A 25,542-nucleotide genomic window follows, 5' to 3' on the forward strand; every position below is an offset into this window, starting at 1 on the left:
AGACTGAACCTCCAGCAGGTGGCTACACGCTCGAAAGGCGCCCCCGTGTCCATCGGCAACTCCCCCGAAGACGACCGGCCTTCGATCGAGGACGACCGGCCTTCGATCGGTCGCTCACTCCAGCAGGCTCGTACCGACGCAGGTCTGACCATCGACGAGGTCAGTACCTCCACCCGCGTGCGCGTCCCCATCGTGCAGGCGATCGAGCAGGACGACTTCTCCCGCTGCGGTGGTGATGTGTACGCGCGCGGGCACATCAGGACGCTCGCACGTGCCGTAGGACTGGATCCGGCTCCGTTCATCGCTCAGTACGACGCGGAGCACGGCGGCAGGCCCTCGCCCACGCCCGCAGCCCCCCTCTTCGAGGCGGAACGTATCCGCCCCGAGCCCAGGCGCCCGAACTGGACCGCCGCGATGGTCGCGGCGATCGTCGCCGTCATCGGATTCGCCGGCTTCACGCTCTTCAACGGCGGAGACGACGGCAACGGCACCAAGCAGGTCGCCGAGGGCCCGACGCCCGAGAAGCCCACCAAGAAGCCGGCCCCGGCCAAGCCGGCCGATCCCAAGCCGGACCCCTCCGAGAGCGCCATCGCCGCCGTACCGCAGGACAAGGTGACGGTGAAGCTGTCCGCCGTCGACGACAAGAGCTGGATCTCCGCCAAATCCGCCAACGGCAAGCTGCTCTTCGACGGGCTGCTGCTCGCGGGCGAGTCCAAGACCTTCCAGGACGACGAGCGGCTGGACCTGATCCTGGGCAATGCCGGCGCGATCGATCTGTTCGTGAACGGCAAGAAGGTGGCGGACCAGTTCGAGAACGGGCAGGTCGAACGGCTGTCCTACTCGAAGGGTGACCCCGAAGCCGGCTGACCCCCGGGGACCGGTGGTCCCCGACTGTTAACCTCGCGGATCGGGCGTGGGCCAGGACAAAGTAGTCTTGAGTCCATGCCCGAACGCCGTACCGTCGCCCTTGTCACTCTTGGCTGCGCCCGTAACGAGGTGGACTCGGAGGAGCTCGCAGGCCGCTTGGCAGCGGACGGCTGGGAGCTCGTCGAGGAAGCCGCCGACGCGGATGTCGCGGTCGTCAACACCTGCGGATTCGTCGAAGCCGCCAAGAAGGACTCCGTCGACGCGCTGCTCGAAGCCAACGATCTCAAGGATCACGGGAAGACCCAGGCCGTCGTCGCCGTGGGCTGCATGGCCGAGCGGTACGGCAAAGAACTCGCGGACGCCCTGCCCGAGGCGGACGGCGTGCTCGGCTTCGACGACTACGCCGACATCTCCGACCGGCTCCAGACCATCCTGAGCGGCGGAATCCACGCCTCGCACACTCCGCGCGACCGGCGCAAGCTGCTGCCCATCAGCCCTTCGCAGCGGCAGGACTCGCTCACGGACGTGGCTCTGCCCGGGCACGCCCAGGCGCCCGTCCCGGCCCCCGCTCAGGCCCCCGAGAACGTCCCGGCCGACCTCCCCGACGGTCTCGCGCCCGCCTCCGGGCCGCGCGCGCCGCTGCGCCGCAGACTGGACACCAGCCCGGTCGCCTCGGTGAAGCTCGCCTCGGGCTGCGACCGGCGCTGCTCGTTCTGCGCGATCCCGTCCTTCCGCGGCTCCTTCGTCTCCCGCCGCCCGAGCGATGTCCTGGGCGAGACGCGCTGGCTCGCCGAGCAGGGCGTCAAGGAGATCATGCTGGTCTCCGAGAACAACACCTCGTACGGCAAGGACCTCGGCGACATCCGGCTGCTGGAGACCCTGCTGCCGGAGCTCGCGTCGGTCGACGGAATCGAGCGGGTCCGGGTCAGCTATCTGCAGCCCGCCGAGATGCGTCCTGGCCTCATCGACGTGCTGACGTCGACGGAGAAGGTCGCGCCGTACTTCGACCTGTCGTTCCAGCACAGTGCGCCCGCCGTGCTGCGCGCGATGCGGCGCTTCGGGGACACCGAGCGGTTCCTGGAGCTGCTGGAGACGATCCGCTCCAAGGCTCCGCAGGCGGGCGTACGGTCCAACTTCATCGTCGGCTTCCCGGGGGAGACCGAGGCGGACTTCAACGAGCTGGAGCGCTTCCTCACAGAGGCGCGGCTGGATGCCATCGGCGTCTTCGGCTACTCCGACGAGGACGGCACCGAGGCCGCGGGCTACGACCTCAAGCTCGACCAGGACGTCATCGACGAGCGTCTCGCGCATCTGTCCCGGCTCGCCGAGGAGCTCACCGCGCAGCGCGCGGAGGAGCGGATCGGCGAGACCCTGCACGTGCTGGTCGAGAGCGTGGACGGCGAGGACGGAGCGGTGGGCCGCGCCGCCCACCAGGCGCCCGAGACCGACGGTCAGGTGATCTTCACCGCCCCCGAGGGCCTGGCGGCCGGACGTATCGTCGAGGCCAAGGTCGTGGGAACGGAAGGTGTCGACCTGCTGGCCGACGTCGTCTCCGAGCGCCGTGAGGAGGCAGGCAGATGACCGGAGTCCCGGCATCCGCTGCGGGCGGTACCGGCAAGCCGGCGCCCGGCGGCAAGCTGGGCGCTGCGGCCGTCAACCAGGCCAGCCTGTGGAACATCGCGAACATCCTCACCATGGTGCGCCTGGTGCTGGTCCCCGGGTTCGTGATCCTGCTCCTCCAGGACGGCGGCCACGACCCCGTCTGGCGTGCCTGGGCATGGGCGGCGTTCGCCGTCGCCATGATCACCGACATCTTCGACGGCCATCTGGCGCGCCAGTACAACCTGGTCACGGACTTCGGGAAGATCGCGGACCCGATCGCGGACAAGGCGATCATGGCGGCCGGTCTGATCTGTCTCTCGGCGCTCGGCGATCTGCCCTGGTGGGTGACCGGGGTGATTCTCTTCCGTGAGCTGGGGATCACGCTGATGCGCTTCTGGGTGATCCGGCACGGGGTGATCCCGGCCAGCCGCGGCGGCAAGATGAAGACCCTCGCCCAGGGCACGGCGGTCGGGATGTACGTCCTCGTGCTGACCGGTCCGCTGGCGACCCTGCGCTGGTGGGTGATGGCGGTCGCGGTCGTGCTGACCGTGGTCACCGGGCTGGATTACGTGCGACAGGCTGTGGTCCTGCGACGCAAGGGGCTCGCTGCCGAGCGCGCCGCTGCGCGGGACACCGCGGAGTCCGCACGATGAGCCTCGCGGCCGGGGTGCTCGCGCTGCTTGCGGAGCGTGGCGAGACCCTGGCCGTCGCGGAGTCGCTCACGGGCGGTCTGGTGGCCGCGGAGCTGACCTCCGTACCCGGGGCCTCGAAGTCCTTCCGCGGCTCCGTGACGGCGTACGCAACGGCCGTGAAGCAGGATCTTCTGGGGGTCGACGGGGCCCTTCTGGCCGAGCGCGGTGCGGTCGATTCCGAGGTGGCTGCGCAGATGGCGGCGGGTGTGCGGGCCCGGCTGGGCGCCGGCTGGGGGATCGCGACCACCGGAGTCGCGGGGCCCGAGGCGCAGGACGGGCAGCCCGTGGGAACGGTCTTCGTGGCGGTCGCGGGCCCGGACGGCGCACAGAAAGTGCACGCGCTGCGATTGAACGGCGACCGTGCGGAAATCCGTAGAGAGAGTGTACGGAGCGTGCTGGAACTGCTCGCCGGGGAACTTTCGGGGAATGGGCGGGCACAGGATACGGAACAGAACGGGGGGAATTGATGTTTGCAGCCCTGAGTGAACACGACATCGCTCCCCGCACGGCCGCAGCGCGAGGCGGTACGGTGGGGCGTGAAGGATGCGGCTACACGGTCCGAGGAGGGAGCCACCGATGATTCTGCTCCGTCGCCTGCTGGGTGACGTGCTGCGTCGGCAGCGCCAGCGTCAGGGCCGTACTCTGCGCGAAGTCTCCTCGTCCGCCCGAGTTTCTCTCGGCTATCTCTCCGAGGTGGAGCGGGGGCAGAAGGAGGCTTCCTCCGAGCTGCTCTCCGCGATCTGCGACGCGCTTGACGTACGGATGTCCGAGCTCATGCGTGAAGTGAGCGACGAGCTGTCGCTGGCCGAACTGGCCGAGTCGGCAGCGGCGAGCGAGCCGCTGTCCGCACCGGTGCGTCCGCTCAGTTCGGTGTCCGTGACGTCGGTGGCGGGCGTGCCGACGGAACGGGTGACGATCAAGGCGCCCGCAGAAGCGGTGGATGTCGTCGCCGCTTGATCTCCACGTGTGAGCCCCGGCCGGACAGCTACCCGGCCGGGGCTTCACTTTTCTCCCACCTGACCGTTTTGTGTCATATGTGCCATGGTGGAGAGCGGTGTCATCGCAGCGGTGCCATCGAAACGGCGTCATGGGAACGGAGGTCGCGATGTCTGTGGTGAAGAGCCCGCTCTCCGAGCAGGAACGCAAGATCACGGGTGAGGCCCTTCAGGGTGCACTGGTGGACCTGGTCGACCTGGCGCTGGTGGCCAAGCAGGTCCACTGGAACGTCGTCGGGCCACGCTTCCGTTCGGTGCACCTCCAGCTGGACGATGTCGTCGCCACGGCCAGGCTGCACTCGGACACCGTGGCCGAACGTGCTGCCGCGATCGGTGTCACGCCGGACGGCCGGGCCGCGACGGTCGCCTCGACAAGCGGCATCGGCAAGGTGCCGGACGGCTGGATCCAGGACTCCGACGTGGTGAGCACGTTGGTGAAGGCGCTGGGCTCGGTGATTGCGAGGATGCGCGAACGGATCGAGGCCACGGCGGAACCGGACCCGGTGAGCCAGGACATCCTGATCGGGCTCACGGCCGACCTGGAGAAGCACGCCTGGATGTTCCAGGCGGAGAGCGTGTAGCGCGGTGACCATGGCCGAAGGTGGGTCGGAGGCTCCGCTGACGGCTGGGCCGGCCGGCGTTGCCTGCGGCGTGCGCGGGCGCATGGCCCGGTGCATGAACCCCTGGGGCGCCAGGCACATACGCTGCGGGCGCGCCTGGTGTGCATCCGGTGCGCCCTCCCGCCGAGTGATCGGTCCGGTCTAGCGTCGACCGGAGGAGGCGGCCATGGTAAGGCGATGGGTCCTGCTGCCGGCGCTCGCACTGGGCGCGATGTGGTGGTGGGCCGTTCTGCGGCTGGTGCTGGTGCCGGAGCATGCGGGACTCGTCGAGGGGGCAGTGGCGGCAGGCGGGTGGGGGCTCAGCCTGTTGCCGGTGCATGTGGCGTCGCGAGCCGGGGATGCCGGTGCGGCCGGGGGAACGACCACGGCTACCACGGCATGGCGACGCCGCCGTTCGGGCGGAGGATCTGACCCGTCGTGAAAGACGACGCGTCGGAGGCGAGATGGAGGACCGCGTGTGCGATGTCCGCGGGCTCGCCGACCCGCCCGAGCGGTGACAGCCGGACCATGGCGGCCTCCGCCTTCTGCTGCAACGCCGCGTCATGACGGTCGGTCATGGGCGTACGGATCCAGCCCGGGGCGACCGCGTTGACCCGGACGGCATACGGACCGAGCTCGGCGGCCAGGGTCTTGGTGAGCTGGACGACGGCGGCCTTGGCCACGCTGTAGCAGAGCAGGCCCGGGTTCGCGGCGTCGACCGCGCCGGAGGCCATGGTGATGATCGAGCCCCGTACGCCCGCGTCGATCATGGAGCGGGCCGCGGCCTGGCAGGCGTACAGCACGCCCTTGAAGTTGACGGCGAGGACCCGGTCGAGGTCCTCGTCACGGGTCTCGAGGACGGAGCTGGAATGCATGATCCCGGCGACGGCGGCCATGATGCGCAGCGGGCCGGATGTGGCGGCGGCCGCCGCGACGGCCGCGTGGAGCCGGTCGCGGTCGCTCACGTCGACGAGATGGGTGTGGGCCGTGCCGCCGCCGTCGGCGATCAGGGTCCGGGTCTCGTGGAGGCCTTTCTCGACCACGTCCGCGCAGTGGACCGTGGCGCCTGCCTGGGCGAGGAGAACGGCGGTGGCGCGGCCGATGCCGCTCGCCGCGCCCGTGACGAACGCGGTGCGGCCGGTGAGGTCGTACGCGGTGAGGGGCATGCCGGTGACCGTACGACTGGATCTGACGGGTCGTCAACTGGACTCGAGCGGCGGGTTCGGAGCGGGGCGTGGGCGTTCAGTTTGCGAGGCCGGCCGCCGCGCCTTCAGCCGCCCGGGCCGGACTGACAGCCCGGGCACCAGTAGGTGACGCGGTCGTCCTGGCCCGCCCTGCGGATCAGAGTGCCGCAGCGCAGACAGGGGCGGTCCTCGCGGCCGTACACGAACAGGCGCTGTTCGGTACGGCCCGCGGTGGGTGTGGTCCGGCGGTCGAAGCGGTCCTTGTTCACCTCAAGGAGGCGATGGGCCGTCGAGACCAGCCGCTCGGGAACGCCCGAGGGAAGCTCGCCGATCGGGAGCCATGGCGTGACCCGGGCCATGAAGGCCAGCTCCGACTTGTAGACGTTGCCGATGCCGGCCAGATTGCGCTGGTCGAGCAGGGCTTCACCGAGTGCCCGGGCCGGGTCGGCGAGCAGATTGCTCAGCGCGGTGCCGGGGTCCCAGTCGGGACCCAGCAGATCGGGTCCGAGATGCCCGACCACCTTCTCCTCGTCCTGGGTACGGAGCAGCTCCAGCACCGGGAGGCGGTACCCGACGGCGACACGCTCCGTATTGCCGAGGATCGCCCGGATCTGGTGGCTGGGGCCGCCGCGCCAGCGCTCGCCCGGCTCGTACACCTGCCAGGAGCCGTCCATCCGCAGATGCGAGTGGAGGGTGAGGCCGCCCTCGACGCGGGTGAGCAGGTGCTTGCCGCGCGGAGTGACGTCAAGGACCTCCCGGCCCGTGAGATCGGCGGTGGCGAACCGCGGGACCCGGAGATCGGAGCGCGTGAGCGTCCGCCCGGCCAGGGCGTCATGCAGCTTCCGGGCGGTCAGCCAGACGGTGTCTCCTTCGGGCATGGCACCCATGATGCGACAGGGGCGCACCGGCGTCGCCCTTGCACGCACGCGAGGCGCCTTCGCGCGCACGCGCGGGACCCGTGTCCGGGGCGTGGGAACCAGGACCCGGGCCGGCATAGATCCAGAAGTCGGGCCATAGGGCCTGTCCGGCGGATCATGGGCCCAGCCAGGGCCGGACCGAGGCGAGGGCCGGCCAGTGCCCTGATCGTGTTGACCGCTCCCGGCAGGCAGTGCTGGAGTCGGCACGTGGACAGCATCCCCGCCAACCGGCGGTTCTGGAACCAGATCAGCAGCGCCTACCAGCACGAGCACGACCCGCAAATCGGCGCCACACCCCGGCTGTGGGGTATGTACTCCATCCCCGACGCGCACCTGCACGCCCTGGGCGACGTCACCGGCAAGCGCGTTCTCGAACTCGGCTGCGGCGCCGGCCAGTGGTCCAGGGCGCTCGCCGCCGAGGGCGCCACCGTGATCGGGCTCGACCTGTCCGAAGCCCAACTCGCCGCAGCGGCCCGCGCGATGGGAGAGACCCGCTACCCGCTAGTGCAAGGCGCCGCCGAACAACTCCCCTTCGCCGCAGACAGCTTCGACCTGGTGTTCTGCGACTTCGGTGGGCTCAGCTGGGCGCCCCCGCACCTGGCCGTCCCGCAGGCCGCACGCGTCTTGGGCCGAGGCGGGCGCCTGGTGTTCAACGTCGCCAGCCCATGGTTCGAAGCTTGCTACGACGAAGCCGCCAACCGCGTGACCACGACGCTGCAGCAGGACTACTTCGGGCTGAACACCATCGCCGAAGACTCCGGCGCGACCAGCTATCAGCTCACCTACGGCGACTGGGTCAAGGTCCTGCGCGGCGCGGGTCTCATCATCGACGACCTCATCGAGCCGCGGCCCGAACTCGGAACACCCAACGGCTACAACGAAACCGACCCACCCGACTGGGCACACCGCTGGCCGGCGGAACTGCTCTGGGTAACCCACAAACCGTAAGTTCCGCCGCGCCGAGACGCGAAGGCATCCCCTCGCCGGGCAGGCTTAGGGCCGCTCCGGCTGATCATGGGCGGAGCCAGAGCCGGATCGAGGCGAGGGGTCCCGTTGATGATCCTGCGATGACTGACCCAACGACCCCCACGCCGCCCGGACTCGGGCAGATGCGGCTTCAGCCGGGCCCACTCCTCATTCGTGAGATCTCCCCGACCCATGGCCATGCCAACGAGTCAACCCACGAACGGTCACAAGATCCGCCGGACAGGCCCTAGTGGTCAGGGGCGCAGGCGCAGGCCTCTCGGGGTGGCGTGGAAGCCGGATTCCTCCAGTGGGCGGGACAGGCGAGAGGTCAGGGCCGTGGCCCCGTTGATGCGCTCGACCGTGACCGTGCCGAGCGTGCCCGCGCGGGCCGCCGCGGCGAGGGCCTCGGCCGCGGCCCGGAGCGCCGGGGCGTCCGGCTCGGTCGGCCAGGACAGCAGGGTCTTGCCGCCGCGCTCCATGTAGAGGGTGAGCTCGCCGTCGACGAGGACGACCAAGGAGCCCGCCTTGCGGCCGGGCTTGTGGCCCGCGCCGGTCGGCGGCTCGGGCCAGGAGAGGGCCGCCCCGTACGCGTTCGCCGGATCGGCCGCTGCCAGGACCACGGCGCGGGGAGCTGTGTGCGCCTCGGCGCGGTCGCGTGCGGTCGCCGCCGCACGCAGCCGGTCCACCGCACCGTCCATCGCGAACTGGGCTGCCCCGAGGCCCTCGACGACGTAGCCGCGCCGGGCCTGCCCGCTGTCCTCGAACGCGGACAGGATCCGGTACGTCGCCGAGAAGCCGCCCTCGACCCCTTCGGCGGCGACCGCGCCCCGGGTCACCACGCCATGACGGTCCAGCAGGGTCCGGGCCAGGGCATGGGCGCGGTGTGTGGGGTCCGGCTCCAGGGCGGGGAGCAGGGACCAGCGCCCGGACACGGTCGGCGGTCCGGTGCGGGACGCCGGGCGCGCGGCGGCGGTCAGTGAACCGTAACGCCCGCGCGGGATCGTGCGCTTGGCGCGGTGCGCCGTGGAGCCGGCGGTACGGCCCGAGCCGAGGAGCGAGCGCAGCGGCGCCAGCGTGTCGTTGGTGAGCCGCCCGGACCAGGCCAGGTCCCAGAGGGCATCGGCCAGTTGGGGATCGGTGACGTCGGGGTGGGTGGTGGCGCGGATCTGGTCGGCGATCTGCCGGAAGAACAGGCCGTATCCGCCGGAGAGAGCGGTGAGCACCGATTCATGGAGGGCGGACAGCTCCAGTGGGTGCGGCTGCGGGAGCAGCAGCGGGGCCGCGTCCGCGAGATAGAGCGAGACCCAGCCGTCCTTGCCGGGCAGCGCGCCCGCCCCGGCCCACACCACCTCGCCGGTCGTGGTCAGTTCGTCGAGCAAAGTGGGTGAGTACCCCATGACGCGGGAGGGGAGGACCAGCTTCTCCAGCGCGGAGGCAGGCACGGGAGCGCCCTGCAACTGCTCGATGGCGCGGGCCAGTCCGTCGATACCGCGCAGGCTGTTGTTCCCCAGATGCTGCCACTGGGGTAGGAAGGTGGCGAGCGCGGCCGGCGGAACCGGCTCCAGCTCCTGGCGGAGCGCGGCGAGCGAGCGCCGTCGCAGTCGCCTCAGCACGGCCGCATCGCACCATTCCTGACCGATGCCCGAGGGGTGGAACTCGCCCTGAACCACCCGCCCGTTCGCCGCCAGGCGCTGCAGTGCGCCGTCCGTGACGGCGGCGCCCAGGCCGAACCGGGCGGCAGCCCGGGAGGAGGTGAACGGCCCGTGCGTGCGGGCGAAGCGGGCCAGCAGATCGCCCAGCGGGTCCTTGACGGGCTCCGTGAACGCCTCGGGGACGCCCACCGGAAGCGCCGTGCCCAGTGCGTCCCGCAGCCGCCCGGCGTCCTCGACCGCCGCCCAGTGGTCGGCTCCGGCGATACGGACCCGGATGGCGCGCCGGGACGCGACCAGCTCCTCGGGCCAGCGCGGATCGGCGCCCCGCTCGGCCAGCTCGGCGCCGGTGAGCGGCCCCAGCACCCTCAGCAGATCGGCGACACCCTCCGCGTCCTTGACCTTGCGGTCGTCCGTGAGCCACTGCAGCTCCTGCTCCAGCTCGGTCAGCACGTCCGCGTCGAGCAACTCGCGGAGCTCGGCCTGGCCGAGCAGCTCGGCGAGCAGCCGGGAGTCCAGGGAGAGAGCCGCGGCGCGCCGCTCGGCGAGCGGCGAGTCCCCCTCGTACAGGAACTGCGCCACATAGCCGAAGAGGAGGGAACGGGCGAACGGGGACGGTTCCGGGGTGGTGACCTCGACCAGGCGGACGCGGCGGGACTCGATGTCGCCCATCAGTTCCGTGAGCCCGGGGACGTCGAAGACGTCCTGGAGGCACTCCCGCACGGCCTCCAGCACGATCGGGAACGAGCCGAACTCGCTCGCCACCTGCAGCAGCTGCGCCGCGCGCTGACGCTGCTGCCACAGCGGGGTGCGCTTACCGGGGTTCCGGCGCGGCAGCAGCAGGGCACGCGCCGCGCACTCACGGAACCGGGACGCGAACAGCGCGGAACCACCCACCTGGTCGGTCACGATCTGGCCGATCTCACCCTTGTCGAAGAGGGTGTCCGCGGCGCCGACGGGAGCCTGCTCGCTGTCGTAGGTCGTGTCGAGGTGCACCGGGTCCTGGTCGAGCAGGTCCAGGCCCATCAGGTCGGCGTCGGGCAGCCGCAGCACGATGCCGTCGTCGGCGTGCATGACCTGCGCGTCCATGCCGTACCGCTCGGCGAGGCGGGCGCCGAGCGCGAGCGCCCACGGGGCATGCACCTGGGCACCGAACGGGGAGTGCACCACGACCCGCCAGTCACCCAGCTCGTCACGGAACCGCTCGACGAGGATCGTGCGGTCGTCGGGGACATGGCCGCAGGCACGGCGCTGCTCGTCCAGATACGCCAGCACATTGCCGGCGGCCCAGGCGTCGAGCCCGGCGGTCATCAGCCGCAGCCGCGCGTCCTCCTCGGAGAGCGAGCCGATCTCCCGGAGAAACGCGCCCACCGCGCGGCCCAGTTCGAGCGGCCGCCCCAGCTGGTCGCCCTTCCAGAACGGGAGCCGGCCGGGCACCCCGGGAGCGGGGGAGACCAGCACCCGGTCGCGCGTGATGTCCTCGATCCGCCAGGAGGTGGTGCCGAGCGTGAAGACGTCGCCGACGCGGGATTCGTACACCATCTCCTCGTCGAGCTCGCCGACCCGGCCGCCGCCCTTCTTCGGGTCCGCCCCCGCCAGGAAGACGCCGAACAGTCCGCGGTCCGGGATGGTGCCGCCCGAGGTGACCGCGAGTCGCTGGGCGCCGGGACGCCCCGTGACCGTCCCGGCGACCCGGTCCCACACCACGCGCGGGCGCAACTCCGCGAAGGCGTCGGACGGATAGCGCCCCGCGAGCATGTCGAGCACGGCCGTGAACGCCGACTCGGGGAGCGAGGCGAAGGGGGCGGCGCGGCGCACGATGGCGAGCAGATCGTCCACCCGCCACGTGTCGAGGGCGACCATGGCGACGAGCTGCTGGGCCAGCACGTCCAGAGGATTGGCGGGGATGCGCAGGGACTCGATGGAGCCGGAGCGCATCCGCTCGGTGACCACGGCGGCCTGCACCAGATCCCCCCGGTACTTGGGGAAGACCACGCCCGTGGAGACCGCGCCGACCTGGTGTCCCGCGCGGCCGACGCGCTGCAGTCCGGATGCGACGGACGGCGGCGACTCGACCTGCACCACCAGATCGACCGCGCCCATGTCGATGCCCAGCTCCAGACTGGAGGTGGCGACGACCGCCGGCAGTCGGCCCGCCTTCAGGTCCTCCTCGACGAGCGCGCGCTGCTCCTTGGAGACCGAGCCGTGGTGCGCGCGGGCGAGCAGCGCCGGGGCACCCTGTGCGGCGCCGGACTGGGCCATGATCTCGGCAGGGGGAGCGCCTTCCGGAAGGGCCGTGGCGGAGTCGCGCGCATCGAACGCGGTGCCCATGGCCCGTTCGTACGCGATCTCGTTCAGCCGGTTGCACAGACGCTCGGCGAGGCGGCGGGAGTTGGCGAAGACGATCGTCGAGCGGTGCGCCTGCACCAGGTCCGCGATCCGCTCCTCGACATGCGGCCAGATCGACGGCTTCTCGCCGGAGCCGCCGGCGTCGGCCTCGGCGGCGGGGGAGCCGCCCAGCTCGCCCAGATCCTCGACCGGGACGACGACGGAGAGGTCGAACTCCTTGCCGGACGGCGGCTGGACGATCTCCACCTTGCGCTGCGGTGACAGATAGCGCGCCACCTCGTCCACCGGCCGGACGGTCGCGGACAGACCGATCCGGCGGGCGGGGCGCGGCAGCAGCTCGTCCAGCCGCTCCAGGGACAGGGCGAGGTGCGCGCCCCTCTTGGTCCCCGCGACCGCGTGCACCTCGTCCAGGATCACTGTCTCGACACCGGTCAGCGCCTCGCGCGTGGAGGACGTCAGCATCAGGAACAGCGACTCGGGCGTGGTGATCAGAATGTCCGGCGGGCGGGTCGCCAGCGCCCGCCGCTCGGCGGCCGGAGTGTCACCGGAGCGGATCCCGACCCGCACCTCGGGCTCGGGCAGCCCCAGTCGCACGGACTCCTGGCGGATACCGGTCAGCGGGCTGCGCAGATTGCGTTCGACATCGACCGCGAGCGCCTTCAGCGGGGACACGTACAGCACTCGGCAGCGCTTCCTCGCATCCGCGGGCGGCGGGGCGGACGCGAGCCGGTCGAGGGCGGCCAGGAACGCGGCGAGGGTCTTGCCCGAGCCGGTCGGCGCCACGACCAGCACGTCCGCCCCCTGCCCGATGGCCTGCCAGGCCCCTTCCTGGGCAGCGGTGGGCGCGCTGAACGCCCCCGTGAACCAGCCGCGGGTCGCGGGGGAGAAGGAATCGAGCGCGGTCCTGGACATGCCCCCATCGTGCACCGCCCCACTGACAATCGCCCGGACCTGCGAGAATGCGCTCATGGCCGAGGGTGAGTGGGCACGTTACTGGCAGCACGAACGGCTGCCTGGCATCGATCTGCTCAGGGCCCGCTACATCCGCCACACCTTTCCCCGCCACAGCCACGAGGGGTACGTCTTCGGCACGATCACCGGCGGAATCGAGGACGTCGGGCTGCCCGGCGGGGTCGTGCACGCCGGACCCGGCACCGTCGTCATGATCAACCCGGAGGTTCCGCACACGGCCAGGGCCGGCGTGCCCGAGGGCTGGGTGTACTGGACGCTGTACCCATCGGCGCAGGTGGTCGCCGAGATCGCCGCGGAGACCACGACGATCCGCGGAACCGCGGGATTCGCCGAGACCGACGTGGAGGACCACCAGGCGGCCCGGCTCATCCGTGAGGTCCACCGCGCCGCCGAGGAGGGCGACGCACTGACCGCCGACAGCATGCTGCGGATCATGGTCGCTCGAATGCTGCGCAATTACGGCAGCGCCCTGCCCCCGCGCGAGCCGCGCACCGCAGGCGCGCGCAGCGCGGCACGCGCTCGTGCGCTGCTGGAGGAGCGGATGGACGATCCGCCCGCGCTCCAGGACCTGGCCGCCGAGCTCGGCACCAGCCCGTTCGCGCTGCTGCGGGCCTTCCGCGACAGCTACGGAATGCCTCCGCACACCTGGCTCACCGACGCACGGGTCCGCCGAGCCCGCCGGCTGCTCGACGTGGGCGTCGCACCGGCGCAGGCGGCCGTCGCGGTCGGTTTCACCGATCAGCCGCATCTCAACCGGCACTTCACGCGGATCGTGGGTGTGCCGCCGGGCGCGTACCAGAAGGGCCGCACGGGCGGCGGGACGCAGGGCCGACGCAGCCGCGTAGCCGGCGGAGGGCACGCGGTCGGCGGAGGGCGCTGAAGCACGCTCCTTCGCGCCCGTCCGACAGCCACCGGGGCTGACGCGAAACGGGTACGACGACTTCGCGTGAGCGCAATAACGTACAAGACCGGGAACGGGCCGACCACGTACCGTCCGCGTCGTGGCAGAACAGACAGCAGCAACAGCAGCAGACATACCTGGCGGAGATCCCGGCGGAGGTTCCGCCGGACGCGCGGCGTGCGCGACGGCAGGGGAACCCGCATCCGCCTCGGCGAGCATGTCCGAGAGCACATCCGCCGAGGACACGTCCGCCGAGCATGCGTCCTCACCCGCCCCCATGCCAGACCTCGCCCCCACGGCAGTCAAGGCCGATTCCGCCGTCGTACGGGACTCCCTCGGTGTCGGTTTCGCCGTCGGCCTGTCCGGCTTCGCGTTCGGGGTGACCGCCGCGGGCGCCGGGCTGAGCGTTCTGCAGGCCTGCGCTCTCAGCCTGCTGGTCTTCACCGGAGCGTCGCAGTTCGCGCTGGTCGGCGCGCTCGCAGCGGGCGGCAACCCGTTCACCGCCGCGGCCGGCGCGTTCTTCCTCGGCACCCGTAACGCGTTCTACGGCCTGCGGCTGTCCCAACTGCTGCGCCTGCCACGCGGCGTACGGCCCGTCGCGGCGCACTGGGTCATCGACGAGACCACAGCCGTCGCGCTGGCCCAGCCCACACGGCGCGCCGCACGCCTCGGCTTCACCCTCACCGGTCTCACGCTCTACGTGCTGTGGAACCTCACCACGCTGCTCGGGGCGCTCGGCGCCGAGGCCATCGGCGACACCGACGCCTGGGGGCTGGACGCGGCCGGGCCCGCGGTCTTCCTCGCACTGCTGGCGCCCATGCTGCGCACGACGACCGAACGGGTGGTCGCGGGCATCGCCGTCGTCCTGGGCCTCGGGCTGCTGCCAGTGCTTCCCGCCGGAGTGCCGGTGCTGGTCGCGGCGCTCGCCGCGCCCGCCGTCCTCTGGGGCCAAGGCCGCAGGATCAGCAACAACCGGAAGGGAACGGACCGTTGAACGTCTGGATCGCGATCGGAGTGACAGCGGTCGCCTGCTACCTGGTCAAACTGGCCGGTCTACTGGTGCCCGCAGGAGTGCTGGAGCGCCCGGTCGTCCAGCGGCTCGCCGCCCTGCTGCCGGTGGCCCTCCTCGCCGCGCTCACCGCTCAGCAGACCTTCAGCACCGGGGACGCGCTGATCCTCGACGCCCGGGCCGCGGGAGTCGGGGCGGCAGCGGTCGCCCTGATCCTGCGCGCCCCCTTTCTCGTCGTCGTCGCCGCCGCGGTGCTCGTCACGGCGGGCGTACGGGCCCTCGGCGGCTGACACCCTGCTGCGTACGGCGCGCGTGCTCGACCGGACCTTCGGTACGGAGGTACGGGCCCGGCTCGCTTCGTCGGCGTTCAACGCGGGCGCGGCGCGGCGTCAGCGCCCTCCTGCGGCGCCTCCTGCTGCTGCCGTCCCGTCTCGGCGCTCTCTTGTCAGCGCAGGAGGCGTCCGTGCGCCCGCAGGGTGCGCAGTGCCTCGATCGTGACGATCGGACGCCACTCCAGGGCCGTGCCCGGCGCCCACTGGCGCCACCGGATCGGCCAGCCGCCGTCCTCCCCCTGCTCGGCCGCGAGATGGTCCAGGGACCGCTCCATCTCCTCGTCCGTGAACCAGCGCCGGGCCAGGGAGTCGGGCACGCGCGCGTAGTCGTGCGGAAAGTGGTACTCGCCCGGTGCGTAGCCGTCCGCGACCCGGTACGCGTCGAGCCGGTCCGGGTCGAGCACCGCGAGCCGCTGCTCGCGCACGAGCCGCCCCAGGCGGTCCGCCGCCTCCTCCGCGCGGGCGCGGTCCGGGACGCCGTCGAGGAACGCGATGGCCGCCTCGAACTCGCACGGATGCGACTTCTCCAGCGCGTCGACCGCGGCCCAGCAGAAGTCGGTCGCGCGGAACAGCCACGCGTGCCACACCTGGTTGCGGTGGAGCAGACCGACCACCGGGCCGGTGGCCAGCAGCTCGCTCGGCGGATCGGACACGATCGGGATGAACGGCGCCGTCGGATAGCCGCGCTGCGACGGGTGGATCGCGGGCAGCGCCCCGTCCCGGGTGGCCACGTCCGTGAGGTAGCGGCACATCCGCTCCACCCGCAGCCCGCCGCAGCGCCCGATGGAGTCCAGGACCCGCAGCGCGTGCGCCGTGTGCAGCGGCTGGCTCACCGGGCCGCGCAGATCGGGTTCGAGGGCGTGGCCGTAACCGCCGTCCTCGTTGAGATACGCGGTCAGCGCGGCCTCGACCGGCTCGGCTCCGGCGCCCAGGAAGTGGTACGCGAACCGCCGCTGCTCGAGCACGCGAGCCGTCAGCCAGATGAAGTGCTCGGCCCGTGCCAGGGGTGTTCCAGCCATGCTCCGACGGTAGGGCGGAAAGGGCTTTCGGCAAGGCGGACGGACATGGCTGCACTCTCAGGGGCGGGATACTGGTGTCATGCGGTTGACGATTTTCTGGGAGCGGATGGCAGAGCACTTCGGCGCGGCGTACGCCGACTCCTTCGCGCGCGACCATGTGATGGCGGAGCTCGGGGGCCGTACGGTGCACGAGGCGCTGGCCGCCGGCTGGGAGACGAAGGACGTCTGGCGCGGGGTCTGCGCCGCCGTCGGCATTCCCGCGGACAAGCGATGAACCACGGGGTTGTCCACAGGTCCCGCCGGTTGTCGCGCCGGTAGGCGAGACTTGCTCCGTGGCATCGACTGACGAGACCGTCCAGGACGAGAACTTCCCCATGGCCCGGCCCCCGGCGGCCGGGCCGTCCGACGACGGCGCGCGCGGACCGGCGGGCGCCACCGGACGCGCGACGATCCCCGCACCCGCCGTCGCTGCCGAGTCCGGCGCCACCCCGCCCGCGACCGCGCCGGCCGGCGGCTCCGGGGCCGGCAGGTCCCTCCCCGCCGGCGCGCCCGGGCGGATGCCGCGCTGGCTCCCCCGTGCCATGGTGCTGGCGCTGGCCCTCTATGCCTGCTTCCAGCTCGGCAGCTGGGCCTTCCACCAGCTCATCGGGCTGTTGATCAACATTCTGATCGCGTTCTTCCTGGCACTGGCGATCGAGCCCGTCGTCGGCCGGATGGCGGCCCGAGGCATGCGCCGCGGCCTTGCCACCTTCCTCGTCTTCTTCGGCGTCATGATCGTCGGCATCGGCTTCGTCGTGCTGCTCGGCTCGATGCTGGCGGGCCAGATCGTCGAGATGGTCGAGGACTTCCCCAAGTACCTCGACCAAGTGATCAACTGGATCAACCACACCTTCCGCACGGAGCTGTCCCGCGTCGCGATCCAGGACAGTCTGCTGCGCTCCGACTGGCTGCAGAAGTACGTCCAGAACAGCGCGAGCGGTGTGCTCGACGTCTCCGCGACCGTGCTCGGCGGGCTCTTCAAGCTGCTCACGATCTTCCTGTTCTCGTTCTACTTCGCGGCCGACGGGCCCCGGCTGCGGCGCGCGCTGTGCTCCGTACTGCCGCCGGCGAAGCAGGCCGAGGTGCTGCGCGCCTGGGAGATCGCCGTCGACAAGACGGGCGGCTATCTCTACTCCCGCGGGCTGATGGCCCTGATCTCCGGCGTCGCGCACTACATCCTGCTGGCCATGCTCGGTGTGCCGTACGCCCCGGCGCTCGCGGTGTGGGTCGGGCTCGTCTCCCAGTTCATCCCCACGATCGGTACGTATCTGGCGGGCGCCCTGCCGATGCTGATCGCGTTCACGACCGAGCCCTGGTACGCGGTGTGGGTGCTCGGCTTCGTCCTGATCTACCAGCAGTTCGAGAACTATGTACTGCAGCCCAAGCTCACCTCCAAGACGGTGGACATCCACCCGGCGGTGGCGTTCGGCTCGGTCATCGCGGGCACCGCGCTGCTGGGCGCGGTCGGTGCGCTGATCGCGATTCCCGCGGTCGCGACGCTGCAGGCCTTCCTCGGCGCGTATGTGAAGCGGTACGCCGTGACGGAGGACCCGCGTATGCACGGGCATCGGCGCCAGGGTGAGGCGGTACTGGCACGGGTGCAGCGTGCGCTGCGCAGCAAGAGGGATGAGGCACCGCCCGCAGAGGAGAGCGGCGCCTGAGACTCCCTGCGCGTACGTGTGTCGACTCCGTGCGCGTACGCGCGTCAGCGGTGCTCCAGCTCCACCTTCGGCAGCATCCGGCGCAGCCAGGACGGCAGCCACCACGCGCTGCGCCCCAGGAGTTGCATGACCACGGGCCGTCCGCTGTTAGCGTTTCCGGGTCGGCCGGCTTCGGGAGGCGCGATGAGGCCCGGCGGAGGCGCGATGAGGCGACCGGCTTCGGGAGGCGCGATGAGCGGACACTCCGGTCCCTTCTGGGACAGCGTTGAGGGACGCGCTCCGCTGCCCCGCGCGGCAGCGACGCTCGGGCTGGAGTTTCTTGCCGCGGACGCAGACAAGGGCACGATCGAGCTGGCGTTCGCCGCAACCGAGGACTTCGTCAACCCTGCGGGCAATGTCCTGGGCGGCTTCATCGCCGCGATGCTCTACGACACGGTGGGACCCGCGCTGCTGGCCACCGTCGAGCCCGACCAGTTCCAGTCCACCCTTGAGTTCAAGGTGAATTTCCTGCGGCCGGTCCGTCCTGGCCGGCTCCTCGGGCACGGGCGCATCGTGCACCGCGACGGAGACCTGGCCCACCTCGAGGCCGGCCTCACCACCACCGACGGGGCCCTCGTCGCCACGGCCACCGCGACCGCCCGGGTGATCAGCCTCGCCGAGGCGCGCAGCGCCGTGTGAACCCGTCATCGCCAGGCCCCCCGGGGCCGGACGGGCCCCGGCACGACTGTCACGGAGGGCAGGGCGTGGTGCGTGTGGTGCCCTTGACACCAAAATCGAACATCCATTCTTATGGGATTCCGGCCCCTGGAATCCCGGGACTTTCGACAGGTTATCCACAGGCCGGAGGGACGTCGGGGCGCATTGTCAGTGGCAGGGGATAGCGTCTTTGGCGTGAAGCGATCGACTCAAGCAAACCGGGTGGAACCCATGGCAGGAACCGACCGCGAGAAGGCGCTCGACGCCGCGCTCGCACAGATTGAACGGCAATTCGGCAAGGGCGCCGTGATGCGCCTGGGCGAGCGGCCGAACGAGCCCATCGAGGTCATCCCCACCGGGTCGACCGCACTCGACGTCGCGCTCGGCGTCGGAGGCCTGCCGCGCGGCCGTGTGGTGGAGGTGTACGGGCCGGAGTCCTCCGGTAAGACGACCCTGACGCTGCACGCCGTGGCCAACGCGCAGAAGGCCGGCGGCCAGGTTGCCTTCGTGGACGCCGAGCACGCCCTCGACCCCGAGTACGCGAAGAAGCTCGGCGTCGACATCGACAATCTGATCCTGTCCCAGCCGGACAACGGCGAGCAGGCCCTCGAGATCGTCGACATGCTCGTCCGCTCCGGCGCCCTCGACCTGATCGTCATCGACTCCGTCGCCGCGCTCGTGCCGCGCGCGGAGATCGAGGGCGAGATGGGCGACTCGCACGTGGGCCTCCAGGCCCGCCTGATGAGCCAGGCACTGCGGAAGATCACCAGTGCGCTCAACCAGTCCAAGACCACGGCGATCTTCATCAACCAGCTCCGCGAGAAGATCGGTGTGATGTTCGGCTCGCCGGAGACCACGACCGGTGGCCGCGCGCTGAAGTTCTACGCCTCGGTGCGTATCGACATCCGCCGAATCGAGACCCTGAAGGACGGCACGGAGGCGGTCGGAAACCGCACCCGCTGCAAGGTCGTCAAGAACAAGGTGGCGCCGCCCTTCAAGCAGGCCGAGTTCGACATTCTCTACGGCCAGGGCATCAGCCGCGAGGGCGGCCTGATCGACATGGGCGTGGAGCACGGCTTCGTCCGGAAGGCCGGCGCCTGGTACACGTACGAGGGCGACCAGCTCGGCCAGGGCAAGGAGAACGCGCGGAACTTCCTCAAGGACAACCCCGACCTCGCCAACGAGATCGAGAAGAAGATCAAGGAGAAGCTGGGCGTCGGCGTCAGCCCGCAGGCCCCGACGGCCGAGCCGGGCGGGGACGCGGCGGCCTCGGCGGATGAGCCCGCGAAGTCGGTGTCCGCGCCTGCCACCAAGGCGACCAAGGCCACCAAGGCGGCTGCGGCGACCAAGAGCTGACCGGTACCGTGCCCGACCCGAGCACGCGGCATACCGCGCAATGGCCGGGCGGCAGCTCCGACTTGTCGAGGGCCGAGAAGGAGCTGCCACCCCAGGATCCGGCTGAGCGGGCGCGGGCGATCTGTCTGCGCCTGCTCACCGGGACCCCGCGCACCCGCAAGCAACTCGCCGACGCGCTGCGCAAGCGCGAGATCCCGGACGAAGTCGCCGAGGAGGTCCTGTCCCGTTTCGAGGACGTCGGCCTCATCGACGATGCGGCGTTCGCGGACGCCTGGGTGGAGTCCAGGCACCACGGGCGGGGCCTGGCCCGCCGCGCCCTCGCCCGCGAGCTGCGCACCAAAGGCGTCGACGCGGCGCTGATCGACGAGGCGGTCGGTCAGCTCGACTCGGACCAGGAGGAGTCGACGGCCCGGGAGCTGGTCGCCCGCAAGCTCCGGTCCACCCGCGGCCTCGACCGCGACCGCCGGCTGCGCCGACTCGCGGGCATGCTCGCCCGCAAGGGCTACCCGGAGGGCATGGCCCTGCGGGTGGTCCGCCAGGCCCTGGAGGAAGAGGGCGAGGACACCGAAGGGCTGGACGGCCTGGAGGACGGCTTGTCCTAGGCCCGGACAGGGCCTGGGGGTGTCGTGTGGATCACGCGCGCACGGCGAGATCCACAGCACACTCCGTGGGCCCGCGCCCGGCCGTCGGCACGCCTCGGTCTGCGCCGGCCCTCGGTCTGCGCCGGCCTTCGGTCTGCGTCGGCCTTCGGTCTGCGTCGGCCCTGGGGCCGTTCAGCCTGTCTCGTACGGGCCTTGGCGGCCGTACCTGACTTCGGCGGTGCCGCCCGTAAGACCACAGGAGCGGACCCGCGTCCCCGGAGGGGACGGGGTGGGGGGAGCCCCGCCCCGGGACACGGGTCCGCTCCTGTGAAACACAGCACTGGATACGCATGGCACAGGGCCCGTGCCACGGTGACCAGTGATCAGCGATCTTGCCGCCGAGACGGGCCTGCCCCCGAGACGGACCTGTCCGCCGGCACCGGCCTGAAGGTTTACAGGCCGGCCTGTTCCGCCGCCGGTACCCGGACCGGCAGGCCTTCCGCTCGCCAGGCCTGGAAGCCGCCCACCAGATCCGTCGCCCGGTGAAGACCGAGCTGGCGGAGCGACGCGGCCGCGAGCGACGACGCGTAGCCCTCGTTGCAGACCACCACGACCCGCAGATCATGGCTGGTGGCCTCGGGGGTGCGGTGGCTGCCCAGCGGGTCCAGCCGCCACTCCAGCTCGTTGCGTTCGACGACGAGCGCCCCGGGGATCAGCCCGTCCCGGTCGCGCAGCGCCGCGTAGCGGATGTCCACCAGCAGCGCCCCGTCCGCCGCCGCCTCGAACGCCGCGCGCGGACCGACGCGGTCCAGCCCTTCCCGTACCCGCTCCAGCAACTCGTCGATGCCCACCGGTCGTTCAATCACTGCCACTCCTCCGGACGCTCGACCTGCTCAAGACGGAGCACCGAGCCGGTCCTGCTGAAGCGCCGGATCAGCGGCAGCGGCGGATAGTACGCGTGAACCGAGACCGCGTGGTCGGCGGGGGACTCGTTGAGCACCTCGTGCACATGGTGGCGGCCGAAGGCCCGCCCCTGTCCCGGGCCCAGTCGCCGCCCGCGGTCCAGCCCTTCGGCCAGCTCCAGGGTCTTCCACCCGCTCGCGGGGAGCCGCACCGCGAGCGAGTTCTCCTTGAGCTCGCCGGAGGCCGTGGCGAAGGCGCCGACCGACTCGGCGTGGTCGTGCCAGCCGGTGCCGGTGCCCGGCGGCCAGCCGATCAGCCAGGCCTCGCTGCCGCCCGGTCCCTCGAGCCGCACCCAGGTGCGGCCCTCCGGATCGAGCGGAAGCGAGGCGATCAGCCCGGTGTCGGCGGCGGTGCGCCGGACGAAGTCGAAAAGCTCGGCAGCGGTGGGCGCGGAAGCTTCCGTACCTGCGGAACGGGAAGCGGAAGCGGGTGGGGGAAGTTGAGACAACGCAACCGTCCTGGAAGTTCGCTGAGATGCGCGCGGCCAGGCACACGAAGGAACGAACGCGGCCGCGCGAACGGGAAGGAAGGCGAATCAGCAGGACGGACGACACACGCAGCCCGCATAGCGGAGCAGGTCCATATGGACCCTCCGCCACAGGCGCACATCGGTGTCGGTCACGTTTCGGAGTACACCATGCACGCCTGCGTCGGTCAATTGATGTCCGCGGTGCGGTCGGAGGGGCGGTCAGCAGTGTGGTCGGAGGTGGTGCGGTCCGAGTGCGCGGAGGCGGGCGCGCCCCCGCGCACCGCGTCCGCCGCGGCGTACAACTCCGCCGGACGCACCCCGCCGAAGGACGTGACCAGATGCCCGTCCGGCCGCACCAGCAGCACCGTATGCGCCGAGGCCCCCGGATAGCCCTCCGTGACCAGGAGCTCCGCCCGTACCGGCAACGCCGAGACGGCGGCGGCCAGCCGTGGCATCACACCCGCGGTCATCCAGTGCCGCCGCTCCCACACACCGGTGCCGGGCGCGACCAGGACGACCAGCAGCCGGCCCTGCCCCAGCCGGTCCCGGAGCCGTACGGTCGTGCCGTCCGGCGCCGTGACGGGTACGTCGGTGACCGGTGCGCCGATCGGAGTACCCACGGCGGTGTGCGCCTCAGTGCGTTGAGGTGCGAGGGGGGAGTTCGGGTACGAAGGGGGCGCGCCCAGCGGCCCGAGCCCCAGATGCCCGTCGGTCAGCAGTGTGTCGTGCCCGCGCGCCGCACCTGGCAGATAGGTCCGCAGGCCCCCGCCGGAACGCAGTATCGGCAGGGATTGGTCGGCGGCGCGCAGTCGTGCGGCGACGGCGGCGCGCCGCTCCGCCTGATAGCTGTCGAGGAGTGTGTCCGACGCGCCGTGGTGCCAGGCCTGGGCCAGTTTCCAGGCGAGGTTCTCGACGTCACGCACCCCCTCGTCGAGCGCCTGGGTGCCGACGGCGCCGAGAAGATGGGCGGCGTCCCCGGCGAGGAAGGCCCGGTCCACCCGCCAGCGACGGGCCAGTCGATGGTGCAGCGTGTAGACGCTGGTGTCGATGAGGTCGTACTGCGGTGTCCCGTCGCACCAGCCGGACAGGGTGTCCCGTACCCGGGACACCAGCGCGTCGGGCGTGACCAGTTCGCCACGGGCCGGCAGCAGCCAGTCCAGCCGCCAGGCGCCGTCGGGCAGCGGCCTGGCCGTCACCTCCTCGCCGCTGGTGCGCCACGGCGGCATCCGGTGCATCACCGCCTCGTCCGGCCAGGGCAGCTCGGTGCGCAGGGCGGCGACGGCATGGCGCTCCACGGCGGTACGGCCGGGGAAGCGGATGCCGAGCAGCTTCCTGACCGTCGACCGGGCCCCGTCGCAGCCGACCAGGTAACTCCCGCGCCACCAGGTCGCCTCGGGCTCGCGGGTGTGCGCGGTGACACCGCTGCCGTCCTGTTCCAGTGCGTCGAGCCGGCTGTGCGTGGCGACCTGCACCAGGCCGGCGTCCGCAACGGCGTCCCGCAGCCCGCGCATCAGGGCGTGCTGCGGAATGTGCAGCGGCGCCGGGAAGCCGTCCCCGCCGAGTTCCAGCGTGCGCATCTCCTGCTTGCGCCGCAGGGACCGCCAGCCGACCCAGCGGGTGCCTTCGTCACGGATCGTGGCGCAGCCGAGCCGCTCCATCAGCGCCGCGGTGTCGGCGCGCAGCACGACCGTACGAGCCGGGCGCGGCTCGTCCTTGCCCGCGCCCTCGTCGAGGACGACGGACGGAACGCCCTGTGCGGCCAGGGCGAGCGACAGCGCGAGTCCGACGGGACCCGCGCCGACGACGATCACCGGGTCCACGGCGCTGCTCCTGAGACCCGCTGGGACAGAGAGAACAGTGGGAGTGGGCTGGTTGGAGCCCGGTGCGCGATCACAGAACGTATGCAACCCACTGCCGGTGTCCGCGTCAAGCGACGGGGGCGGCAGCGCATACGCGCCGCCGCCCCCGTGGAGCCTTCTGAGCCGTTCGGTCAGCTGCCGGCGCCTCCGGCGCCGGCATGGAAGTCGCCGGACGTCTGGATCTTGGCAGGGCCAATCGTCTCCAGACCGCCGCCGGGTGAGGCGTGCACCACCGCGCCCGTGCTCTTCTTCCCGCGCCGCAGCTTGCGCTCCAGCCAGCTCGCGAACGAGGTGAGCGTGAAGTTCAGCGCGACGAAGATGAGGGCGACGACGGTGAAGCTGGCGATGGTGTTCGCGCCGTAGTTCGCGCTCATCGGGCGGACCGAGGCCAGCAGTTCGGAGAAGGTGAGCAACGCGCCGCCGAGGGCGGTGTCCTTCACGATGACCACCATCTGGCTGACGATCGCCGGCAGCATCGCCGTCACCGACTGCGGCAGCAGCACGTACCGCATCGTCTGGCCCTTGCGCATGCCGATCGCCTTGGCCGCGTCCGTCTGGCCCTGGGGCAGGGACTGGATGCCCGCCCGGACGATCTCGGCGAGGACCGAGGCGTTGTAGAGCACCAGGCCGGTGACCACCGCGTACAGCGGGCGGACATCGCTGCTGATGTCGGTGAAGTCGGAGTACGCCTGGTTGGCGAACAGCATCAGGATCAGCACCGGGATCGCGCGGAAGAACTCCACGACCGTGCCGGCGATGCCCCGTACCCACCAGTGGTCGGAGAGCCTGGCGATGCCGAAGAACGCTCCGAGCGGGAGCGCGATGACCAGAGCGAGGGCTGCCGCGGTCAGGGTGTTCTGGAGCCCGGGCCAGATGTAGGTCACGTAGGGCTGGGTGCTGGTGAAGAACGGCTCCCACTTGACCCAGTCGAGCTGGCCCTTGGAGTTGAGGCTGTCGTAGACCCACCACAGGAGGCCCGCGAGAGCGACCAGGAACACTGCCGTGTAGAGGATGTTCCGGCGCTTGGCGCGCGGCCCCTGGGCGTCGTAGAGAACGGAGGTCATCGCTTCACCGCCACCTTCTTGCTCACCCAGCCGAGGACCAGTCCGGTCGGCAGCGTGAGGCAGATGAAGCCGAGCGCGAAGACGCCGGCGATCAGCAGGAGCGCGGCGTACGTCTCGATCCACTCCTTCATCAGGTACGCGGCCTCGGCAACGCCGATGGCCGCGGCCACGGTCGTGTTCTTGGTCAGCGCGATCAGCACGTTGGCCAGGGGGTTGACGACCGAGCGGAAGGCCTGCGGGAGGACGATGAGCCTCAGTACCTGGGTGAAGCTGAGACCGAGCGCACGCGCCGCCTCGGCCTGTCCGACGGGCACCGTGTTGATGCCGGACCGCAGCGCCTCGCACACGAACGCGGACGTGTAGGCGATCAGACCGAGTACCGCGAGCCTGAAGTTGATCACCTTGAAGTCGTCTGCCCCGAGCGTGACGCCGAGCGTCTGGAAGAGGCCCAGGGACGTGAAGACGATGACCACGGTGAGCGGGATGTTACGGACCACGTTCACATAGGCGGTGCCGAAACCCCGCATGAGCGGAATCGGGCTGACCCGCATGCCGGCCAGCAGTGTTCCCCATATCAGCGAGCCGAGGGCCGAGTAGACGGTGAGTTGCACCGTCACCCAGAAGGCCCCTAGCAGCTTGTCCATATCAAGAAAATCGAACACGATCTCCCGCGCTTCCGCGTATGCGTGTGGGAAAGGCCCGGGGGGGGGGGGGGGGGGGGGGGGGGGGGGGGGGGGGGGGGGTGTGGGGTGGGGGGGGGGGGGGGGGGGGGGGGGGGGGGGGGGGTTTGTGTGGGGAGGG

Annotated in this window: 26 protein-coding genes and 1 pseudogene; 16 read left to right on the top strand and 11 right to left on the bottom strand. The window is 71.3% G+C overall.

Annotation, left to right across the window (positions count from 1 at the left end; translation table 11 throughout):
- Window positions 1-45: 45 nt before the first annotated feature.
- The 7 genes from AC0699_RS35195 to AC0699_RS35225 all read left to right on the top strand — a co-directional run bounded on the left by AC0699_RS35195 (window position 46) and on the right by AC0699_RS35225 (window position 5,197).
- Complete coding sequence (locus AC0699_RS35195; RefSeq protein WP_478668777.1) at window positions 46-867, top strand: helix-turn-helix domain-containing protein; 822 nt, start codon at window positions 46-48, stop codon at window positions 865-867.
- A gap of 75 nt (window positions 868-942) precedes the next feature.
- A complete protein-coding gene (gene rimO, locus AC0699_RS35200) occupies window positions 943-2,448 on the top strand; it encodes a 30S ribosomal protein S12 methylthiotransferase RimO (protein ID WP_478668780.1) in 1,506 nt (501 codons plus the stop codon).
- A complete protein-coding gene (gene pgsA / locus AC0699_RS35205; protein ID WP_469771522.1) occupies window positions 2,445-3,122 on the top strand; it encodes a CDP-diacylglycerol--glycerol-3-phosphate 3-phosphatidyltransferase in 678 nt (225 codons plus the stop codon). The genes rimO and pgsA overlap by 4 nt, the downstream gene beginning before the upstream one ends.
- The gene (locus AC0699_RS35210; protein ID WP_453662958.1) at window positions 3,119-3,628 is read left to right on the top strand and encodes a CinA family protein; all 510 of its coding nucleotides are present in this window, start codon (window positions 3,119-3,121) and stop codon (window positions 3,626-3,628) included. The genes pgsA and AC0699_RS35210 overlap by 4 nt, the downstream gene beginning before the upstream one ends.
- A gap of 109 nt (window positions 3,629-3,737) precedes the next feature.
- Window positions 3,738-4,118 (top strand): helix-turn-helix domain-containing protein, encoded by a 381-nt coding sequence (locus tag AC0699_RS35215; RefSeq protein ID WP_469771524.1) that lies wholly within the window; start codon window positions 3,738-3,740, stop codon window positions 4,116-4,118.
- A gap of 148 nt (window positions 4,119-4,266) precedes the next feature.
- On the top strand, window positions 4,267-4,737 hold the full coding sequence (locus AC0699_RS35220) for a Dps family protein (protein WP_478668785.1): 471 nt from the start codon (window positions 4,267-4,269) through the stop codon (window positions 4,735-4,737).
- A gap of 205 nt (window positions 4,738-4,942) precedes the next feature.
- Window positions 4,943-5,197 (top strand): hypothetical protein, encoded by a 255-nt coding sequence (locus AC0699_RS35225; protein ID WP_478668787.1) that lies wholly within the window; start codon window positions 4,943-4,945, stop codon window positions 5,195-5,197.
- Here the strand turns inward: AC0699_RS35225 and AC0699_RS35230 are convergent.
- Together AC0699_RS35230 and AC0699_RS35235 are read right to left on the bottom strand one after the other, a co-directional pair.
- Window positions 5,145-5,921: an SDR family NAD(P)-dependent oxidoreductase gene (locus AC0699_RS35230; protein WP_478668789.1), complete on the bottom strand. Its 777-nt coding sequence runs from the start codon at window positions 5,919-5,921 to the stop codon at window positions 5,145-5,147. The genes AC0699_RS35225 and AC0699_RS35230 overlap by 53 nt on opposite strands.
- Before the next feature lie 104 nt (window positions 5,922-6,025).
- Complete coding sequence (locus AC0699_RS35235; RefSeq protein ID WP_478668792.1) at window positions 6,026-6,817, bottom strand: Fpg/Nei family DNA glycosylase; 792 nt, start codon at window positions 6,815-6,817, stop codon at window positions 6,026-6,028.
- A 246-nt stretch (window positions 6,818-7,063) separates the two neighbouring features.
- Between AC0699_RS35235 and AC0699_RS35240 the strand changes: the two genes are divergently transcribed.
- Window positions 7,064-7,804 carry a class I SAM-dependent methyltransferase gene (locus AC0699_RS35240; RefSeq protein WP_478668797.1) on the top strand — a complete coding sequence of 247 codons (741 nt, stop codon included), beginning with the start codon at window positions 7,064-7,066 and terminating at the stop codon, window positions 7,802-7,804.
- Between the two features lie 101 nt (window positions 7,805-7,905).
- Here the strand turns inward: AC0699_RS35240 and AC0699_RS35245 are convergent.
- A pseudogene (locus AC0699_RS35245) lies at window positions 7,906-8,016 on the bottom strand (transposase); the annotation flags it as partial.
- 60 nt (window positions 8,017-8,076) lie between these two features.
- Window positions 8,077-12,732, bottom strand: a complete 4,656-nt coding sequence (locus AC0699_RS35250; RefSeq protein WP_478668800.1) for an ATP-dependent helicase — start codon at window positions 12,730-12,732, stop codon at window positions 8,077-8,079.
- Window positions 12,733-12,787: 55 nt separating this feature from the next.
- Between AC0699_RS35250 and AC0699_RS35255 the strand changes: the two genes are divergently transcribed.
- The 3 genes from AC0699_RS35255 (at window position 12,788) to AC0699_RS35265 (ending at window position 14,992) form a co-directional block, all read left to right on the top strand.
- Complete coding sequence (locus AC0699_RS35255) at window positions 12,788-13,672, top strand: AraC family transcriptional regulator (protein WP_478668804.1); 885 nt, start codon at window positions 12,788-12,790, stop codon at window positions 13,670-13,672.
- Window positions 13,673-13,910: 238 nt separating this feature from the next.
- Window positions 13,911-14,687, top strand: a complete 777-nt coding sequence (locus AC0699_RS35260) for an AzlC family ABC transporter permease (RefSeq protein WP_478668807.1) — start codon at window positions 13,911-13,913, stop codon at window positions 14,685-14,687.
- Window positions 14,684-14,992 (top strand): AzlD domain-containing protein, encoded by a 309-nt coding sequence (locus tag AC0699_RS35265; RefSeq protein WP_453662969.1) that lies wholly within the window; start codon window positions 14,684-14,686, stop codon window positions 14,990-14,992. Before AC0699_RS35260 ends, AC0699_RS35265 begins: the two co-directional genes overlap by 4 nt.
- 155 nt (window positions 14,993-15,147) lie before the next feature.
- On the opposite strand, the gene AC0699_RS35270 is transcribed toward AC0699_RS35265, so the two are convergent.
- On the bottom strand, window positions 15,148-16,053 hold the full coding sequence (locus AC0699_RS35270) for a hypothetical protein (RefSeq protein WP_478668811.1): 906 nt from the start codon (window positions 16,051-16,053) through the stop codon (window positions 15,148-15,150).
- A gap of 79 nt (window positions 16,054-16,132) precedes the next feature.
- On the opposite strand from AC0699_RS35270, the gene AC0699_RS35275 reads away from it, so the two are divergent.
- The 5 genes from AC0699_RS35275 (at window position 16,133) to recX (ending at window position 20,407) form a co-directional block, all read left to right on the top strand.
- The gene (locus AC0699_RS35275; RefSeq protein ID WP_469771533.1) at window positions 16,133-16,327 is read left to right on the top strand and encodes a DUF3046 domain-containing protein; all 195 of its coding nucleotides are present in this window, start codon (window positions 16,133-16,135) and stop codon (window positions 16,325-16,327) included.
- A 283-nt stretch (window positions 16,328-16,610) separates the two neighbouring features.
- A complete protein-coding gene (locus AC0699_RS35280; protein WP_478668846.1) occupies window positions 16,611-17,753 on the top strand; it encodes an AI-2E family transporter in 1,143 nt (380 codons plus the stop codon).
- A 231-nt stretch (window positions 17,754-17,984) separates the two neighbouring features.
- A complete protein-coding gene (locus AC0699_RS35285; protein ID WP_478668815.1) occupies window positions 17,985-18,431 on the top strand; it encodes a PaaI family thioesterase in 447 nt (148 codons plus the stop codon).
- A 249-nt stretch (window positions 18,432-18,680) separates the two neighbouring features.
- Window positions 18,681-19,805: a recombinase RecA gene (recA, locus tag AC0699_RS35290; RefSeq protein WP_478668819.1), complete on the top strand. Its 1,125-nt coding sequence runs from the start codon at window positions 18,681-18,683 to the stop codon at window positions 19,803-19,805.
- 8 nt (window positions 19,806-19,813) lie between these two features.
- On the top strand, window positions 19,814-20,407 hold the full coding sequence (gene recX / locus AC0699_RS35295) for a recombination regulator RecX (RefSeq protein ID WP_478668823.1): 594 nt from the start codon (window positions 19,814-19,816) through the stop codon (window positions 20,405-20,407).
- Window positions 20,408-20,838: 431 nt separating this feature from the next.
- On the opposite strand, the gene AC0699_RS35300 is transcribed toward recX, so the two are convergent.
- From AC0699_RS35300 to AC0699_RS35325, 6 genes are all read right to left on the bottom strand, one after another.
- Window positions 20,839-21,252, bottom strand: a complete 414-nt coding sequence (locus tag AC0699_RS35300) for a rhodanese-like domain-containing protein (protein WP_478668826.1) — start codon at window positions 21,250-21,252, stop codon at window positions 20,839-20,841.
- Window positions 21,249-21,797: a cupin domain-containing protein gene (locus tag AC0699_RS35305; RefSeq protein ID WP_478668828.1), complete on the bottom strand. Its 549-nt coding sequence runs from the start codon at window positions 21,795-21,797 to the stop codon at window positions 21,249-21,251. Before AC0699_RS35305 ends, AC0699_RS35300 begins: the two co-directional genes overlap by 4 nt.
- 87 nt (window positions 21,798-21,884) lie before the next feature.
- Window positions 21,885-21,992: a putative leader peptide gene (locus AC0699_RS35310; RefSeq protein WP_478668831.1), complete on the bottom strand. Its 108-nt coding sequence runs from the start codon at window positions 21,990-21,992 to the stop codon at window positions 21,885-21,887.
- Window positions 21,993-22,003: 11 nt separating this feature from the next.
- On the bottom strand, window positions 22,004-23,638 hold the full coding sequence (locus AC0699_RS35315; protein WP_478668835.1) for an FAD-dependent monooxygenase: 1,635 nt from the start codon (window positions 23,636-23,638) through the stop codon (window positions 22,004-22,006).
- 170 nt (window positions 23,639-23,808) lie between these two features.
- Window positions 23,809-24,741 (bottom strand): amino acid ABC transporter permease, encoded by a 933-nt coding sequence (locus tag AC0699_RS35320; protein WP_478668839.1) that lies wholly within the window; start codon window positions 24,739-24,741, stop codon window positions 23,809-23,811.
- Window positions 24,738-25,403: an amino acid ABC transporter permease gene (locus AC0699_RS35325; protein ID WP_478668842.1), complete on the bottom strand. Its 666-nt coding sequence runs from the start codon at window positions 25,401-25,403 to the stop codon at window positions 24,738-24,740. Before AC0699_RS35325 ends, AC0699_RS35320 begins: the two co-directional genes overlap by 4 nt.
- Between the last annotated feature and the right edge of the window lie 139 nt (window positions 25,404-25,542).

The sequence above is a fragment of the Streptomyces sp. NPDC043870 genome (genome assembly GCF_056435785.1).

What these genes read in the sequence shown, in the direction of transcription:
- AC0699_RS35225 (WP_478668787.1), top strand. Translation starts at nt 4,943, where the DNA reads ATGGTAAGGCGATGGGTCCTGCTGCCGGCGCTCGCACTGGGCGCGATG.
- recA (WP_478668819.1), top strand. Translation starts at nt 18,681, where the DNA reads ATGGCAGGAACCGACCGCGAGAAGGCGCTCGACGCCGCGCTCGCACAG.
- AC0699_RS35220 (WP_478668785.1), top strand. Translation starts at nt 4,267, where the DNA reads ATGTCTGTGGTGAAGAGCCCGCTCTCCGAGCAGGAACGCAAGATCACG.
- AC0699_RS35285 (WP_478668815.1), top strand. Translation starts at nt 17,985, where the DNA reads ATGAGCGGACACTCCGGTCCCTTCTGGGACAGCGTTGAGGGACGCGCT.
- AC0699_RS35250 (WP_478668800.1), bottom strand. Translation starts at nt 12,732, where the DNA reads ATGTCCAGGACCGCGCTCGATTCCTTCTCCCCCGCGACCCGCGGCTGG.
- AC0699_RS35270 (WP_478668811.1), bottom strand. Translation starts at nt 16,053, where the DNA reads ATGGCTGGAACACCCCTGGCACGGGCCGAGCACTTCATCTGGCTGACG.
- AC0699_RS35215 (WP_469771524.1), top strand. Translation starts at nt 3,738, where the DNA reads ATGATTCTGCTCCGTCGCCTGCTGGGTGACGTGCTGCGTCGGCAGCGC.
- AC0699_RS35235 (WP_478668792.1), bottom strand. Translation starts at nt 6,817, where the DNA reads ATGCCCGAAGGAGACACCGTCTGGCTGACCGCCCGGAAGCTGCATGAC.
- AC0699_RS35275 (WP_469771533.1), top strand. Translation starts at nt 16,133, where the DNA reads ATGCGGTTGACGATTTTCTGGGAGCGGATGGCAGAGCACTTCGGCGCG.
- AC0699_RS35230 (WP_478668789.1), bottom strand. Translation starts at nt 5,921, where the DNA reads ATGCCCCTCACCGCGTACGACCTCACCGGCCGCACCGCGTTCGTCACG.
- rimO (WP_478668780.1), top strand. Translation starts at nt 943, where the DNA reads ATGCCCGAACGCCGTACCGTCGCCCTTGTCACTCTTGGCTGCGCCCGT.
- AC0699_RS35255 (WP_478668804.1), top strand. Translation starts at nt 12,788, where the DNA reads ATGGCCGAGGGTGAGTGGGCACGTTACTGGCAGCACGAACGGCTGCCT.
- AC0699_RS35260 (WP_478668807.1), top strand. Translation starts at nt 13,911, where the DNA reads ATGTCCGAGAGCACATCCGCCGAGGACACGTCCGCCGAGCATGCGTCC.
- AC0699_RS35320 (WP_478668839.1), bottom strand. Translation starts at nt 24,741, where the DNA reads ATGACCTCCGTTCTCTACGACGCCCAGGGGCCGCGCGCCAAGCGCCGG.
- pgsA (WP_469771522.1), top strand. Translation starts at nt 2,445, where the DNA reads ATGACCGGAGTCCCGGCATCCGCTGCGGGCGGTACCGGCAAGCCGGCG.
- AC0699_RS35210 (WP_453662958.1), top strand. Translation starts at nt 3,119, where the DNA reads ATGAGCCTCGCGGCCGGGGTGCTCGCGCTGCTTGCGGAGCGTGGCGAG.
- AC0699_RS35280 (WP_478668846.1), top strand. Translation starts at nt 16,611, where the DNA reads ATGCCGCGCTGGCTCCCCCGTGCCATGGTGCTGGCGCTGGCCCTCTAT.